Here is a 17,125-nt window from a genome sequence, read left to right as displayed (position 1 = left end):
AAAAAAATGTCATTACACCTCCGATTTTAGCTACGTGACACTAAGCCTGCATTGACAAACACCTTCCTCCCCGTTCTATACCCTTGCGTTATAATATTGAGTGCTTTTTTGACATTTTTTGGCAATTAAAAACCACTAGTGGTCAATAATTCTGCATTTTTTGCATAAAATACCCCACAAGAACACCACCTATGCTAACCAAAGCAAAGAATGCTTAACCCTATCCTTTTGACGAGCCCCCGTATCCACGGGCAATTCAGAATCATGTTTTGTTAATACAGCATAGGTCTTAGCCCCAGCAACACGCCCCCCTCTCTCCTTCTTCGCAGGCATCCATATCTTGTCTGCTATAGCATTACGCCCCTATTCCGAAGCCGCTGTAACGGCATCTGTACGGCCTGCCAGGCCTTCGCAACTGAAGCATATCCCACCGTCACGCACAAAGTCCAATTATCACTATACCGGCTTACCTCTCCTACCCCATTGTTTTTGTTGTGACCACCACAGTAACTTGCGGTGTTTCTTAACAATTTGGTGATGTTGAACCCAGGCAAATGTGGCGCTAAAACGGGCATCAGCCAGTGCAGTTACCCGGGCCCGTTTGCTTGTATGGACCACTAAATTCCCACTCCGGTTTGTCCGGAAAAATCCATTTCAACCCCTAACATTTTTTCAATGAAACACCCCTATCTAGCGAAACTGGCGCTGCCTCTTCTGTGCGCAAGTGCAGGCGTTAGCAACGCATACGCGCAGGGAATCGGGACGGTGAGCGGCCGCGTACTCGACGAGAAAGGTGAAGGCATGCCCGGCGTAACGGTCCTGATTGAGGGAACGACCGTAGGCGGCTCTACCAACTCCGACGGCACGTTCTCCATCCAGAACGTTCCGTCCGGCCCCCACACCCTGGTGCTGTCGTTCGTGGGTTACACCACCCAGCGGCAGTCGATTAACGTAACCGCCGGCCAGAACACGGCCGTAACCACGCTGACTCTCTCCGAGAACACCACCCTGCTCAACGAGGCGGTGGTAGTGGGCTACGGCGTACAGCGCCGCCAGGACGTAACGGGCGCCGTGGCTTCGGTGCAGGCCAAGGACTTCGTGCAGGGCCAGGTAACCAACCCCGAGCAGCTGGTGCAGGGCAAGATTGCGGGTGTTAGCATTACTACCGGCGGTGGTGCCCCGGGCGCGCCGGCCAGCGTGCGTATCCGCGGTAACTCCTCGCTGAACGCCAACAACGACCCGTTGTATGTAATTGATGGGGTGCCAGTTGACAAAGACGGGATTTCGGGCGCTTCGAACCCGCTGACGCTGATTAACCCCAACGATATTGAGAGCGTGACCGTGCTGAAAGATGCCTCGGCCACGGCCATCTACGGTAACCGCGCCGCCAACGGCGTTATTCTGGTTACTACCAAGAAAGGCTTGCAGGGCGAAAAGCTGACGGTTAACCTGTCGTCGCAAACCTCGGTATCGCGCCGCACGAAAACCTACGACGTACTTAACGCTCAGGAATTCGCCGACATTATTCGCGCCAACGGCTCGACCTCGCAGATTGCAACCCTCGGCACGGCCAACACCGACTGGCAGGACGAGATTTTCCGCACCGCCGCTACCTACGATAACAACGTGAGCCTGACCGGCAGCGCCGGCAAGGTGCCCTTCCGGGTGTCGTACGGTAACCTCCAGCAGGAGGGTATCGTCATCACCAACAAGCTGAAGCGGAATACGGGAGCCATTAGCCTCTCGCCCATGCTGTTTGATGACCACCTGCGCATCGACATCAACGCCAAAGGCACTCAGGTAAACAACCGCTTCATCGACGGCGCCCAGATTGGCAACGCTGTGCTATTCGACCCCACCCAGCCGGTACGCAGCAGCGAGGCTCCCTTCGCTCCCTACGGCGGCTACTTCCAGTTCCTGCAGGCCAACGGCAACCCGCTGGGCCAGGCCATTGGTAACCCGGTAGCGGCTCTTAACAACCGCGAGGACGTCAGCGAGGTGAAACGCCTGATCGGTAACGTACAGCTCGACTACAAAATCCACGGTGTGGAAGGCCTGCGCGCTAACCTGAACCTGGCTACCGACATTTCGCGGGGTGAAGGCTCGGCCGTGAACAACCTGGCTGACTTCGGCAACTTCCTCAACCAGGGTCGCTACACCCAGTACAACCAGAAGAAGGACATGCGCCTGCTGGAAGCCTACCTGGCCTACGGCAAGCAATTTGGCGGTACCCGCTTCGACATTCAGGCGGGTCACTCCTACCAGGATTTCGTTAACAAAGGCGACAACTTCCTGGCTTACCGCTTCGACCGCACGACGCTGGTGAACTCCACCGACGTGCTGACCGTACCGGGCTACTACTCCAAGCTGGTGCTGCTCTCGTACTTCGGCCGCGCGACGGTGAACGTAAAGGACCGCTACCTGCTGACGGCTACCGTGCGGAACGATAACACCTCGCGCTTCGCCGATGGCAACCGCAGCGGTATCTTCCCGGCTATTGGCCTGGGCTGGCGTCTGAAGGGCGAGGATTTCTTGGCCAACAACAACACGATTTCCGAGCTGAAGCTGCGCGCCGGCTGGGGCCGCACCGGCCAGCAGGACATTGGGGGCGTGTACGACTACCTGCCGCGCTACGTGGTGGGCAACGCCGCCGCTCAGTACAACGGGGTTACTACCCTGCGTCCTTCGGGCTACAACGAAGGTCTGACCTGGGAAACCACCACTACGTGGAACGTAGGTCTGGATTACGGTTTCTGGGATAACCGCCTCTCGGGCTCGATTGATGCCTACGACCGGACCTCCGACGACCTGCTCGCGCTGGTAAACGTAGCGGCCGGCTCGAACCTGACGAACCAGCTCAACGCCAACATCGGCTCGTTGCGCAACCGCGGTATTGAACTCAACATTAACGCCGCGCCGGTACGCTCCGAAACCTGGAACTGGGACGTGAACTTCAACGCGGCCTACAACAAAACCAAAATCACGGAGTTGGGCGACCAGCAGCCTGGCTTCGAGGGCTACCTGACGGGTGGCATCCCCGGCGGTACGGGCAGCACCATTCAGGTGAATACCGTAGGTTTCCCCAACAACGCCTTCTACGTGCTCCAGCAGGTGTACGATACCAATGGCCGGCCGCTGGAAGGCATTTACGTGGATCGCAACGGCGACGGCACCATTAACGAACGGGACAACTACCGTTACAAGCAGGCCGCTCCGCTGGTAGTGCTGGGCTTCTCGTCCAACGTGGCTTACAAGAAGCTGAACCTCTCGTTCACGCTGCGCGGCAACCTGGGTAACTACGTGTACAACTCCATTGCCGCCAACCTGGGCAACTTCTCCAACGCTAAGGGCTCGACCAACTACCTGTTGAACCTGCCCTCCGATATCCGGAACACTGGTTTTGTATCTCAACAGCTGTTCTCCGATTACTACCTGGAGAACGGTTCGTTCCTGCGCGGCGAAAACATCACGCTGGGCTACAACGTGGGCAAAATTTTCTCGGAGAAAGCAAACTTGCGCCTCTCGGCTGCTGTTCAGAATGCGTTCCTTATCACCAAGTACAACGGACTTGATCCTGAGATATTTGGCGGTATCGACAACAACTTTTACCCCCGCGCCCGCACGTTCACCTTCGGTCTGAACGTAGGCTTCTAATATTCCCACCCATGAACAAAACGATATTCCGCGGCCTGGCCGTTGCGGCCACCGGCCTGGCCCTCGCTGGGGGTACTACTTCCTGCACCAAAGAGCTGGATCAGACCCCGCGCTACGAGGTTACGCCCGATAAAGTGTATGCCAATCTGGACGGCTACCGTCAGGTGCTGGCCAAACTCTACGGCGGCTTTGCCCTGACCGGGCAGACGGGTCCCGCCGGCGCCGGCGACATCGGCGGCATCGACGAGGGCACCTCTGACTACCTGCGCCAGTACTGGAGCGCTCAGGAGCTTTCTACCGACGAGGCGGCCATTGTATGGAACGACCTCGGGGTGCGCGACTGGCACAACATGAACTGGAACTCCAGCAACCCCCTGATCCGGGGTTTGTACAGCCGCATCTACTTTGAAATTGCGGCCTGCAACGAGTTCATCCGCGAGTCGTCGGACGATAAGCTGTCGGCCCGCCTTTCGGCTACCGAAGCAGCTACGGTGAAGCGCTTCCGCGCCGAAGCCCGCTTCCTGCGCGCCGTGTCGTACATGCACGCCCTGGATCTGTTCGGCAATGGCCCGTTCGTGACGGAAAACGATGCCGTAGGCTTCGCTAAGCCAGCCTACGCTACCCGCCAGCAGCTGTTCGACTACGTGGAGAAAGAGCTGACAGCGCTGAGTTCTGACGCGGACTTTGCCGACGCCCGTACCAACGAGTACGCCCGCGTGGACAAAGCCGCTGCCTGGGCCATGCTTTCCCGCCTGTACCTGAACGCGCAGGTGTACACCGGCACCGCCCGCTACACTGACGCCGCTGCCCAGGCTAAAAAGGTAATCGACGCGGGCTATGCCCTCTCGACTACCGGGGCCGGCACCGTGGCCTCGCCCTACGCCCGCCTGTTCCTGGCCGACAACAATACTGGTCCGGCCCGTAACGAAATCATCTGGCCCATTGCCTTTGACGCCAACACCACCCAGAGCTACGGCGGCGCTACCTTCCTGGTAAACGGTGCCACCGGTACCTCCAGCAAGTGGCAGGCCCTGGTGGGTATGTCCACCGGCTGGCAGGGTATGCGTACTACTAAAAACCTGTTCAACCTGTTCCAGAGCCCCGGCGGCGGGCTGGTGTCCGACACCACCCGCGACACGCGCGGCCGGTTCTGGGTGAAAAAGGTGGACAACACCCTGCGCCCCCTGGAAATCACCGACCTCTATAACTTCGAGGAAGGCTACGGCGTGATTAAGTTCCGCAACGTCAACTCGGCCGGTCAGGCCCAGGGTGGCTCGCAGAACTTCTCCAGCGTTGACTTCCCCATGATTCGTCTGGCTGAAGTGATGCTGAACTACGCGGAAGCCGTAGTACGCGGCGGCACCGGCGACCGGACCCTGGCCCTGAACTACGTGAATGCCATCCGGGCTCGTGCCTTCAATGGTCAGGCAGGTAGCGCCATCACGTCCGCTCAGCTGACGCCGGAGTTTATTCTGGATGAGCGCGGCCGGGAACTGTTCTGGGAGGGTCACCGCCGCACCGACCTGATCCGCTTTAACCGCTTCACAGAAGCTTCGTACCTGTGGCCCTTCAAGGGTGGGGTGCCGGCCGGCCGGGGCGTGGAGAGCTTCCGCAACCTGTACCCAATTCCGGCAGCTGATCTTTCTGTAAATCAGAATCTTAAGCAGAACCCTGGGTATTAATTTGCTTCGTTCGCATCAACCGGGAACTGGTAGCGTCCAGTTTCCGGTTGGGCGGATAACCCAATCAATTCCCACTCATTTCCAGCTTCACATGAATTATTTTACCAAACTGGCAGGGCTCGGCCTGATGGCGACTCTGTTCTTGGCTTCGTGCGACAAAGACGAAGACCGCGCCGTAATTCAGCCCGGTGGTACGGCGGCCCTGAAGGCTTCTACCAGCAGCGTAACGCTGGCCCAGGCCAATGCCTCCGCCAACGCCGTAACTTACACTTGGGAGCCGGTTTCCTTCGGCTATCAGGCGGCCGTGAAATACGTGCTGCAGTTCGATAAAAAAGGCGGTACGTTCGCCTCACCGGTTGAAATTGAGGTAGGCAATGCTACTACCCGCACCCTCACGGTGGCCGAGCTGAACAGCGCCCTGATCCGGCTGAAAATGGCTCCGGGCGTGGCGGGCAACGTAGATGTGCGCGTGAAAGCCAGCGTGGGCGGCACCACCGAGCCGGTGGTATCGGCCGCTTCTTCGCTCACGGCTTCCCCCTACCTGGTATTTATTGAGTACCCGTCCATCTTCGTGCCGGGCAGCTACCAGGGCTGGTCGCCGGAAACAGCTCCGTTCCTGGCTTCGGTGAACAGCAACAAGGTGTACGAAGGCTACATCAACTTCCCGACGGCCGACAACATGTTCAAGTTCACGCCCGCCCGGAACTGGGACAACGACTACGGCACTGACACCGCCCCCGGCACCCTGAAGGCCAAGGGCGGCGACATCAAGCTGGCTGAAGCTGGCTACTACCGCTTCATCGTGGACCTGAACACGATGAAATACACGGCCGACAAAACTACCTGGGCCGTTATTGGATCGGCTACCCCCGGCGGCTGGGACAAGGATACCCCGCTGACCTACGACGCAACCCGCAAAGTGTGGACTGCTACCGTAGCCCTGAAGGCCGACGAGCTGAAGTTCCGGGCCAACGGCGCCTGGGATATTGAGTACGGCGACAACGAGCCCGATAACATGCCCGACCTCAAGGGCAAGAACATCAAGGTTCCGGCCGCGGGCACCTACACCGTAACGCTGGACCTGAGCAAAGGCGCCGGCAACTATTCTTACTCCATCGAGAAATAAGGTCTTACTTCTCGATATCGACTACAAAAAGGGAGCTCCGGCTCCCTTTTTTGTATTGGGTGGGGTAGCCCGGTACGCCAGCCGGGTAGCACGGCTCCGTATGCGTGGTGGCCCCTACGGCTTTCCAACCCGCCCAGGGCGACCAGCCCACCCGGAACGCTGGTTTTAGGGATTTCGGCAGGCATTTTTTTCTGCCGAAATCTTTTCCGTGTTTCGCTGATATTACCCGCGGAATTTGTCCGTGGACCATCGAAAATCTGGCTAACCGCCTTCTTTCCTTCACCTTTCCGACCGGATATGATTCTTATTGCCGACGGCGGCTCGACCAAGAGCAGCTGGTGCCAGCTTGATGAGGCTGGCCACCGCGTGTACTTCAACACCGAGGGGTACAACCCTGATTTTATCAATACCGAAGGCGTAGTGGCTTCGCTGGAGAAGAACCTTCCCGATACCCTACCTCGCCAGCAAGTAACGGAGGTGCACTACTACGGCGCCGGCGTGTCGTCGGCAAAGAAGGCCGAGGTACTGGCCAAGGCTATGCGCCAGGTGTTTCCGCAGGCCCGGGTGGTAGTAGACCACGATTTGCTGGCCTCCGCGCGGGCGCTGCTGGGCCGTCAGCCGGGCTTCGCGGCCATTCTGGGCACCGGCACTAACTCCTGCCTCTACGACGGTACCAAAATCACGTATAACGTGGACTCGCTGGGCTATTTCCTGGGCGACGAGGGTAGCGGCTCGTTTATCGGCAAGCGCCTGCTGCGCGACTATCTGCGCGGCCTACTGCCCGACGGGCTGCAGGAAATCTTTCAGCAGGAGTTTAAGCTCACCCGCGAAGATATTCTGGACCGGCTCTACAACCAACCCCTGCCCAACCGCTTCCTGGCCAGCTTCGCCAAGTTCACCTACGACCACAACAACATCAGCTACTGCCGCGAGATTGTGCTGCAGGGCTTCGAGACGTTCTTCGCCAACATCGTGCGGCACTACCCCCGCTACCAGGACTATACCTTCAACTGCATCGGCTCGGTGGGCTACAACTTCCGCGATGCTCTGAGCCAGGTAGCCCGCGACAACGGCATGGAAGTCGGCAAAATCATCCGCTCCCCCATCGACGACCTGGTTTCCTTCCATGAAGGAGAGCTGAAAAAGTAGCTTAGCCCCTGCTGGGCTGGCACCTCCCCGCTAGCGTATAAAAAAAGCCTTCCTGCATGCAGGAAGGCTTTTTTGTGCTGGCAAGTGGCAAATGCGCCGGCAGAATTACTTCTGCACCACCAGACGGATGGCTTGCTGCTGCTCGCCGGTGGTCAGCTGCACTAGGTACACGCCGTTGGCCAGCTGGCCCAGGGGCAGCTCCAACTCGTGGGCGCCGGCGGCCTGGCGGGTAGCGGGCAGGGTCTGGACGGTAGCGCCCAGCAGGTTGGTTACGGTTACCTGCACGCTGGCAGCCTGCGGCAGCGAGTAGCGCAGTTGCGCCTTGCCAGCGGCCGGGTTAGGCTGGGCCGTCAGCTGGAGCACGGCGGCATCGCGCTGGCGCTTGGTGGTAAGCACGGTACCAGCCGGCACCGAAATCTTGCGCGAGGTGTACACGGCGTACTGGCCGGGGGCCAGGTTCAGGCTCATGCTGGTGTTGGTTACGGCCAGCTGCTCGCCGGTGAGGTAGCTGTACCAAGTGCCGGTTTGCGGGAACGTAACGGTAGCCGTGGTGGCTGTCACGTCGAAGTTACCCACCGAAACCACCGCCAGATCGGCGTTGGCAATGCTGATGGTTTTCACGGCCCCGCCCAGGTTTTGAGTGAAGGACGTGGGAGCCGAGAAGACCGGCTGCTTGCGCAGGGCAATCAGGGCGCGGTACGTGTCGTAGAGGTGGCGGCGGTTGGCATCCTGGTAGTAGTCCCAGCGGATGGGTTTGGCCGCTACCCGGCAGTCGTTGCTGATGGTGGTGCCGTCGGAGCAGGTGTTGATGGAGTAATCGTAGCCTACCTCGCCAAACTGCCAGATCATGCGGGGGCCGGGCTGGGTGAAGAACATAGTGGCGGCCAGCTCGTTGCGCTTCAGGCCGGTAGCTTCGTCCTTTACCGAGTAGCTGCCGCTGGTGTTGCCGTACACCTTATTCTTGAACTGCAGGCGCTCCTCGTCGTGGCTTTCCATGAAGGTAATCAGGTTGGGGGCGCTCCAGCCCCGGCCGCCGTTCCCGGTGCCGTAGTAGCCGTAGCTCAGGTCGGAGCCGCTCAGATAGCCCATGGTGGCCTCGTTGTAATTGTGGTTCATGTTGCCCCACAGCATCATCCCGGCCGCCGACAGAACCTTGGCCTCGTCGTTGGCTACAAACGTTTCCAGGATGGGGTACGACCCGTTGTCGGCCGCCATTTGCGTCGCGTAGTAGTCTTTCCAGATATCCACCCGCGACTGGTCGAAGATGGATTCGTAGGTAGCTTCCGTTTTCTGAATCTGGCTGAAGCCGCCGGCCAGGTCGTAGCGGTAGCCATCTACGTGGTACTCCTGCAGCCAGTGCTTAATGACCTGCTTGCTGAAGTAGCGGGTGTAGGGGCTCTCGTGGTTGAAGTCGTAGCCCACGTTGTAGGGGTGCTTGGCGTCGGCATTAAACCAGGGGCTGTTGGCGGCGGGCTTGTCGCCGTTGAAGTACAGCTGCACCATGGGGCTGCGCCCGAAGGAGTGGTTCAGCACCATGTCCAGAATAACGGCCATGCCTTTGCTGTGGCACACATCCACGAAGCGCTTGAAGTCGTTGGCGGTGCCGTAGTATTTGTCGGGGGCAAAGTAGAACGAGGGGTTGTAGCCCCAGGAGTCGTTGCCCTCAAACTCGTTCACCGGCATCAGTTCAATGGCATTCACGCCCAGGCGCTGGAGGTAAGCCAGCGTATCGGTCAGGGTTTTGTAGTCGTGGCGGGCAATGAAGTCGCGCAGGTGCAGCTCATATACGACCAGGTTGGCCCGGCTGGGGCGCTGGAAGTTGGTGGTCTGCCAGGTGTAGCCCGGAGCGTTACTTTGCAGCACCGATACAATGCCGCTGGTCTTCTCGGCCGGGTAGGCCTTCAGGTTGGGGTAGGTAATGGCCGGAATAAACCGGTCGTTGTCGGAGTCCAGGATTTTCTCGGTGTAGGGGTCAGCAATGCGCTGGGTTTCGTTGACCAGGAACTGGTAGGCGTATTCCTGGCCGGGGGTCAGGCCATCAATCTGCACCCACCATCGGTCGTCGGCGGCGCGGTTGGCGGTAGTCGTGTCGGTGCGCTTCAGCTGGTAAGCCGCATCGGGCTGCCAGTTATTGAAGTCGCCGATAACGTACACCGATTTCTTGAACGGGGCCGTGAGGGCCAGCACTGCCGAGGTGCCGTTGTTGAGGTAGGTGACGCCGTCTTTTTTGGCGCCGGCCGGCAGCGGAGCCGTGGTCAGGGGGGCACGGGCAATAATGCTGAGCGTGCTCGAGGCGGTGGTGCCACCGCTGGTGGCGGTCAGGCGCAGCTCGTTGCGGCCCGCCTGCGTAACGGGCACGTTGGCCGTGATGGTTTTGGCGTTGGTTTGCTGGGCTACCTGCGTGCCGTTCAGCGTGAGGGTGAGGGTAGCCTCGGTGGAGGAAGCACCCGTTACACTAACGCTACCACCATTGTTCACGAAAATGGGGTTGTTATTCTGCACCAGGGGGCTGGTAAACGCCACCGACAGAGCGGCCTGGGCCACATCCACGAAGATATCGGTGTTGCCTTCGCCCTTGCCCTGGGGAGTGCCGTTGGCACCGCGGAACACCATGGCCAGTTTCAGAATGGTTTCGGAAGCGGTGAGGCCGGGGTAGTAGGTGCGGGGCGTGAAGGTGATGCTGTACTTGTTGTTGCCGAGCGAAGTCATTTTCTCGGCCGCCGTAGGCACGTTGAAGTTCGTGCCTTTTACGTGCTTCCAGTCGGCGTTGGACGTGCTCTGGTTGGTGATAACACCGGTCCAGATGTACACGTCGCCGGTGTAACCGGCTAATGCCTTGTTGCCCTGATTGGCATCAAAGGTGAGTGTAACCGCATCTGTGTCGCGGAAGAAGGTAGGCTGAGTCGTGACGACCTGGGCTCGCAAAACCGGCATTCCAGCCAGTAAAGCCACCAGACTCAGCAAAAGTCGAAGTGTTTTCATGAAAAACAGGGGTTGGGAATTTTGGAAAAAGAACAACAAAACCAATGCTCTATTAACCCTACCAGAATCAGAATATTCAAGTAGTGCGCAAGAGGGCATTAAAGATAGGCGAATGTACCGGACCCCACCAAGTCAATAGCGGCTTTTATCGTAGCTTTGATGAGCTTGCCCGGCCGTCGCCTTTCTCTTCTTTATGTTGCTCTCCCTTGCTTTTCCCTCGTGCTTCGTCCGCCTTACATGGTGGCTGGGGGCAGTAGTGGGGGGCGCGGTGCTGGCGCCGGCCGCCGTGGCGCAAGTAGCCCAGGCGGGGCCGGCGGCGGCTTCCCTTCCCTCAGCAGCCCCGCCCGATACCTCCCGGCTAAGCCGGCGCCTGCCCGTGCTGGCGGGTGGCTTGGCCGTGTCGTATTCCGCCACCCTTTATCTGCTCAGCAGCAGCTGGTACACCGGTGAGCGAAGCCGCCTGCACTGGTTTAACGATTTGCCCGAGTGGAAGCAGATGGACAAAGCCGGACACTTTTGGGGGGCCTTTCACGAGAGCCGGGGCGCCGTGGACATGCTGCGCTGGGCCGGCGTGCCCAGCCGCAAAGCGCTCTGGTACGGGGGCCTCGTGGGGGTTCTGCTGCAAAGCCCCATTGAGCTTCTGGATGGCCGCGACCCGCAGTACGGCGCGTCGGCTTCTGACCTGGCCGCTAATTTCCTGGGTTCGGCGGGCCTGATCGGGCAGCAGCTGGCCTGGAACGAGGTGCGCATCATGCCCAAGTACTCGTTTCATACCACCCGCTACGCCGACCTGCGCCCCAACGTGCTGGGCCGCAGCCTGGCCGAGCAGCACCTGAAAGACTACAACGGCCAGACCTACTGGCTGTGCGTGGATGTAGGCGCCTGGCTACCGGCGGCTTCCCGCTGGCCGCGCTGGCTGCAGCCCGCCGTGGGCTACGGCGCCCAGCAGATGGTGTACAACGACCCCGATGCCAACGCCGCCCTGGGCCTGCACCCTTACCGGCAGTACTACCTCTCTCTCGACGTGGACTTGCGCCACATTCCTACCCGCTCCAAGCTGCTCAAGCGGGTGTTCTACGTGGCCAGCATCTTTCACTTGCCCGCTCCGGCCCTGGAGTGGAACCGCAAGCGCGGCCTGGTGGCGCATGGCCTGTATTACTAGGTTTGCCCGGACGCAAGGGGGTAGCAAACCGGCGGCCGCCGCACACTCGTAAAGCACAACGGGCCGGGCTCGTTTTGCCGGTTACCTTTGTTCTTCTATTCCATCCGCAATTTCTTTCTGATCATATGAACGTTGGAGACCGAGTGCGCCTGCTTACCGGGCGCGAAGAAGGCATCATTACCCGCCTGCTCAGCGACGAGCTGGTGGAAGTGGCCATTGATAACGATTTCACCATTCCGGTGCTGCGCCGCGAGGTAGTGGTAGTAGCCGCCGAAGAAACCAAAGCCTTCGGGCAAAGTGCCGCCGCGGTAGCCGCCGAGAAAAAGGCCGCTACCTCGGGCGCCAACCGGGCGGCCAAGGCCGCCGGCGTAGCACCGCCGGCCCCTACCCCTCCGGTTAAAACCGAAGGCCCTACCCCCGTGAAGGCCGACAAAACCGCGCCGCCGAGCGTGCAGAAAGGCTTGTACCTGGCCCTCACTCACCAGTCGCCGGAGCTGCTGGCCCTGCAGATCGTTAACCACACCGACCGGGATGTGCTCTACACTTTCGGGGAGGAGCGTAACGGGCAGTACCGCGGCCTGCGCGCCGAGAAGCTGGCGGCGAAGTCGGCCAGCCCGGCCCTGGGGCACTGGCACCTCAAGGACTTCGACCAGTGGCCCGCCGCTGTGGTGCAGCTCCTACCCTTCCAGCTGAACGGAACCTCGGCCTACGAGCTGCTCACCAAACGTCTGCAGTTTAAGGCGGCCAGCTTCTACACCAGCCGCCAGCCCAACGTGCCGGTACTCCAGCGGGAGGCCTACCTGTTTCAGCTGGATGAGAAGCCCGCCGCGCCCGCTGCCATTGCCCCCGAGAAGCTAGCCGAAACGCTGAAAGCCCAGCTCAGCGGCAACGCCCCGGCCAAACCAGCCGCCGTGGCACCCGCTCCCGAGCCGGCCAAAGCTATTGTGGCCCCGCCTCACGAGGTGGACCTGCACCTGGAGGCTCTCATGCCCGAAGGCGCGGAGGGCATGAGCAACACGGCCATCCTGAAGCTGCAGCTGGAGGCCTTCGAAGATGCCCTGAGCCGCGCCCTGGCTACCAACATGCACGAAATCGTGTTCATCCACGGCTCGGGCAACGGCACCCTGCGCAAGGAGCTGCACAAGCTGCTCAGCCGCAACCGCGACATCAAGTTCTTCGAGGACTCAAAGAAGGAGAAGTTCGGCTACGGCGCTACCCTGGTGCGGCTGAAGTAACCGGTCCCACTCTGTTGATAAGGGCCGGATGGTCTGCACAAGGCAGGCTGTCCGGCCTTTTTCCTGTTATTATTACGCTCTATGTACGACCTCATTGGTGATATCCACGGCCACGCCCAAGAGCTGCGGCAGCTGCTTCAGAAACTAGGGTACACGGAGCAGGATGGCTGCTACCGCCACCCCAGCCGGCAGGCCATTTTTCTGGGTGATTTTGTGGACCGCGGCCCGCACATCCGGGAAACGCTGCAGGTGGTGCGGGCTATGGTGGAGGGCGGCGCGGCCCTGGCCGTGATGGGAAACCACGAGTACAACGCCATCTGCTTTCACGAGGAGCACCCGCGCGGCGGCCACCTGCGGCCCCACATTCCGCGCAATATGTTCCAGCACCTGCGCACCCTAGAAGAGTTTTCGAGCCGGGAAGGCTGGGGGGAGTGGCAGGACTACATTGCCTGGTTCAAAACGCTACCCCTGTTTCTGGAGCTGCCGGGGCTGCGGGTAGTGCACGCCTGCTGGGACCCGCGCCACATTGCCTTCCTGCGCCAGGCCCTGCCCGACGGCCGCCTGACCCCGGAGTTCCTGCTACGCAGCGCCGAGCGCGGCACGCCCGAATACGTGGCCGTGGAAGATACCCTGAAAGGCAAGGAAGTAAACCTGCCGGCTGGGGTGCAGTTTCACGACAAAGACGGCAACCCGCGCACCAAAATGCGCACCCGCTGGTGGACCGACCCGCGCTCCTGCACCTACCTCGACTACTACCTCGAACCCATCGAAGCCCTGAACGCTCTCCCCGTTGCAGTCAATGCGCTAACCGACGTATGGCACTACCAGGACGCGGTGCCTGTGTTCTTCGGTCACTACTGGATGCGGGGCACGCCCCAACTGCTCAGTCCCTACGCCGTGTGCCTGGATTACAGCGTAGCCAAGGGGGGCGAGTTGGTAGCCTACCGCTGGCACGGCGAGCAGAAACTGAGCGCTCAGAATCTGGTCAGCGCCTGACGTAGCAGGCTGTTTGAATGAAGAACAGAGGATAGAAACAGCCCGGTACAACAGCACGTCATGCTGAGCGGAGTCGAAGCATCTCTACCGCTTCGTTGCCAAAGTAACCCTATATAAAGCACGTCATCCTGAGTATTCCGCGCATCAAGCGGCGACGAAGAATGACGTGCTTTTGTGATGTTCTAGGCCAGTCAGTTTGATTAGCTACCCCCACAACATCAGCCCGCGAGATGTCTCGCGGGGCTCGACATGACGTTCCTGCAGCTCACCAACCTAATCCAAGGCAACCCTCGGGCACATCTGGTTACCTTGCGGCCGAAACCTATCCCGCCGCATGAAACTACCCGCGCTTCTCGCCGCTTCCCTCCTCGCCCTTACCGCCTCGGCCCAGCAGCTGCCCGTGCCCCGCAACCTGCAGGCCACCTACGCCAAAGGTACCCGCGCCGAAAGCGGCCTGCCGGGCCCCAACTACTGGCAAAACTCCGCTGACTACAAGCTCAAAGTTGATTTTGACCCGGCCACCCGGCGCGTGGCGGGCACCGTGGACATTGCCTACCACAACCAAAGCCCCGATTCGCTGCGGCAGCTCTGGTTTAAGCTCTACCCCAACCTCTATCAGAAGGGCGCGCCCCGCGCCAGCGGCATCAGCCCCGAGGACGTGAGCGAGGGTGTGAAGATTACCCGCTTGACCATCAACGGCCAGCCTATCGACGTAGCCAAGCTCCGCGCCGATTTCACCAATCTGCCGGTTCCGGTGAAGCGAGCCATTGGGCCTAAGCAAACGGCGCAGGTCTCCGTCACCTACTCCTACATTCTCAATAAAGGCTCCCACACCCGCACCGGCGAGGTAGAGCCCAACGCCGACTTTGTCGCTTACTTCTTCCCGCGCATTGCGGTGTACGATGACATTGACGGCTGGAACCGCACCCCCTACCTCGGAAGCCAGGAGTTCTACAACGACTTCGCCAACTTCTCTGTGGACATTACCGTGCCCCGCAACTTTGTGGTGTGGGCCACCGGCGACCTGACCAACGCCGACAAAGTCCTGACCAAAAAATACGCCCAGCGCCTCCAGGATGCCTCAACCAAGGACGGCATCACCAGCATCATCACCACCGTAGATCTGAAAACCGGCGGCATCACGGCCCCCGCTGCCCAAAACACCTGGCACTTCGAGGCCAAAAACGTGACGGATTTCGTGTTTGCTACCACCGACCACTACGTGTGGCAATCGAGCAGTCTGGTAGTTGACCCAGCTACCAAGCGCCGCACCCGCGTGGATGCCGTGTACAACCCCCAGCACAAGGATTACGAGGAAGTGATTCACTTCGCCCGCAAAACGGTGGAGGCCATGTCGTACACTTTCCCCAAGTGGCCCTTCCCCTACTCCCACGAAACCATCTTCGATGGCCTCGACCAGATGGAGTACCCCATGATGGTGAACGACAACCCCACGGAAACCCGCGAGGACGCCATTACCCTCACCGACCACGAGATATTCCACACGATGTTCCCGTTCTACATGGGCATCAACGAAACCAAGTACGGCTGGATGGATGAGGGCTGGGCCACCATCGGGGAGTGGCTGATTTCCGGCATCATCGACCCCAAGCTGGACGACGATTACGGCATTGCGCCCTACGCCGCCGCCGCTGCCACGGAGGTCGATGTGCCCATTGTCACGCTCAGCACCCAGCAAACCGGCACGGCCTTCTTCCTCAACTCCTACCCCAAGCCGGGCCTGGGCTACCTCTACGTGAAGGACATGCTGGGCGACGAGCTGTTCACTAAGGCCCTGCACACCTACATCCGCAACTGGAACGGCAAGCACCCCATGCCCTTCGACTTCTTCAACTCCATGAACGCCGGGGCGGGCCGCAACCTCAACTGGTTCTGGCAGCGCTGGTTTTTCGAGGGCGGCTACCCCGACCTGGCCATTCAAACCCTCACGAAAACCCCTACCGGCTACGATGTGGTAGTAGAATCCAAAGGCACCAAGCCCGTGCCCGTGGACCTCACCATTACCTTCGCCGATAACTCTACCCAGAAGCTGCACCGCACCATTGCCGTCTGGGAGCAGGGCGCCCGCACCGTCACGGTACCCGTGGCCACCACCAAAGCCGTGAAACAAGTGAAGCTAGGTGCTACCCTCGTACCCGACAGCTACCCGAAGGATAACGTGTGGGAGGGAAAGTAGGGTTTGCTCAAAAGAGTAATTGACATTACGTGAATCGTATTCATGATTAAGAATTGCCTAGCATTCATACTACTGCTTTCGTCGATTGGCTGCATAGGTACAACGCCTCGCAACAGCCAGTATCATGCGCTGAGCACTACTGATTGTGAGCAAATCCCAAAGCTCCCTTCTGAAAGTCCACTAGGTAAATCCCACCTCGTTTCAGGATTCATTCATCATAAAACAGAGCGTATTGCGGACGCTCAAATTCAACTTGAGGGAAGCAATATAGTAGCTCATAGTGACGCGTATGGACGCTACCAAATCAATGCTCCATCAAACGGAATACTTGTGGTAACCATGCTAAGCTACGACTGTAAAAGGGTAATAGTGCCTGAGCATGACACCCTGAATATAGAGTTGATGGAAAGTATGTAAACAGTATTCCCCTACCTTTGCCCCTAGTGATGGGTCGCCCCACCGCGGCGCCCGACGCAAGAACGGCGACGAGGAAAGTCCGGGCAACACAGAGCACCCTGCTTCCTAACGGGAAGGACGGCGTGGCGTAAAGCTGCGCCGGACAGCCAGTGCCACAGAAAAGTACCGCCAGTTTTTAAGGGCAGGCGGGTAAGAAGGTAGGAGGGCAAGGGGGTTACCTCCCAAACTCTTACCCTAACACCGGCCTACCCTGCCAAAACCGGTAAGGGTGAAAAGGTGCGGTAAGAGCGCACCAGCGGCTGGGTGACTATGCCGGCTGGGTAAACCTCAGGGGTTGAAAGACCAAATAAGCTGGCACGTCGGCCCTTTCGGGGGCCGGCACCGGGCGGCTCGCCTGGGCGCCAGCGGGTAGGTTGATGGAGCCTTTCCGCGAGGACTGGCCTAGATAAATGGTGGGGCCGCCGCTGCTTGCAGAGGCGGACAAAACCCGGCTTACAGACTCATCACCACGCATCAAACGGCCGC

At 59.7% G+C, this 17,125-nt stretch carries 9 protein-coding genes and 1 other RNA gene; 9 read left to right on the top strand and 1 reads right to left on the bottom strand.

Annotated features, from left to right (window positions below; genetic code table 11):
• Nucleotides 1–675 precede the first annotated feature (675 nt).
• From GGU46_RS09375 to GGU46_RS09360, 4 genes are all read left to right on the top strand, one after another.
• Nucleotides 676–3,654, top strand: coding sequence for a SusC/RagA family TonB-linked outer membrane protein (locus GGU46_RS09375; RefSeq protein WP_183403260.1), 2,979 nt, complete (start codon nt 676–678; stop codon nt 3,652–3,654).
• 11 nt (nt 3,655–3,665) lie between these two features.
• The gene (locus GGU46_RS09370; RefSeq protein ID WP_183403259.1) at nt 3,666–5,336 is read left to right on the top strand and encodes a RagB/SusD family nutrient uptake outer membrane protein; all 1,671 of its coding nucleotides are present in this window, start codon (nt 3,666–3,668) and stop codon (nt 5,334–5,336) included.
• A gap of 91 nt (nt 5,337–5,427) precedes the next feature.
• The gene (locus GGU46_RS09365) at nt 5,428–6,462 is read left to right on the top strand and encodes a SusE domain-containing protein (protein WP_183403258.1); all 1,035 of its coding nucleotides are present in this window, start codon (nt 5,428–5,430) and stop codon (nt 6,460–6,462) included.
• A gap of 297 nt (nt 6,463–6,759) precedes the next feature.
• Nucleotides 6,760–7,611, top strand: coding sequence for an N-acetylglucosamine kinase (locus GGU46_RS09360; RefSeq protein WP_183403257.1), 852 nt, complete (start codon nt 6,760–6,762; stop codon nt 7,609–7,611).
• Between the two features lie 105 nt (nt 7,612–7,716).
• Here the strand turns inward: GGU46_RS09360 and GGU46_RS09355 are convergent, their stop codons facing one another.
• On the bottom strand, nt 7,717–10,545 hold the full coding sequence (locus tag GGU46_RS09355) for a DUF4961 domain-containing protein (RefSeq protein ID WP_215906298.1): 2,829 nt from the start codon (nt 10,543–10,545) through the stop codon (nt 7,717–7,719).
• 241 nt (nt 10,546–10,786) lie between these two features.
• Here GGU46_RS09355 and GGU46_RS09350 point away from each other — a divergent pair, with 241 nt between their 5' ends.
• The 5 genes from GGU46_RS09350 to rnpB all read left to right on the top strand — a co-directional run bounded on the left by GGU46_RS09350 (nt 10,787) and on the right by rnpB (nt 17,111).
• On the top strand, nt 10,787–11,755 hold the full coding sequence (locus GGU46_RS09350; RefSeq protein ID WP_183403255.1) for a DUF2279 domain-containing protein: 969 nt from the start codon (nt 10,787–10,789) through the stop codon (nt 11,753–11,755).
• 125 nt (nt 11,756–11,880) lie between these two features.
• Nucleotides 11,881–12,990, top strand: a complete 1,110-nt coding sequence (locus GGU46_RS09345) for a Smr/MutS family protein (RefSeq protein ID WP_183403254.1) — start codon at nt 11,881–11,883, stop codon at nt 12,988–12,990.
• Between the two features lie 81 nt (nt 12,991–13,071).
• The gene (locus GGU46_RS09340) at nt 13,072–13,986 is read left to right on the top strand and encodes a metallophosphoesterase (protein WP_183403253.1); all 915 of its coding nucleotides are present in this window, start codon (nt 13,072–13,074) and stop codon (nt 13,984–13,986) included.
• Between the two features lie 334 nt (nt 13,987–14,320).
• The gene (locus tag GGU46_RS09335) at nt 14,321–16,183 is read left to right on the top strand and encodes a M1 family metallopeptidase (protein WP_183403252.1); all 1,863 of its coding nucleotides are present in this window, start codon (nt 14,321–14,323) and stop codon (nt 16,181–16,183) included.
• A 443-nt stretch (nt 16,184–16,626) separates the two neighbouring features.
• Nucleotides 16,627–17,111, top strand: an RNA gene (gene rnpB / locus GGU46_RS09330) — RNase P RNA component class A.
• Nucleotides 17,112–17,125 lie beyond the last annotated feature (14 nt).

It is taken from the genome of Hymenobacter latericoloratus, from assembly GCF_014199535.1.
GTDB classification, from domain to species: domain Bacteria; phylum Bacteroidota; class Bacteroidia; order Cytophagales; family Hymenobacteraceae; genus Hymenobacter; species Hymenobacter latericoloratus.
This window is presented reverse-complemented; position numbering and strand designations above follow the sequence as displayed.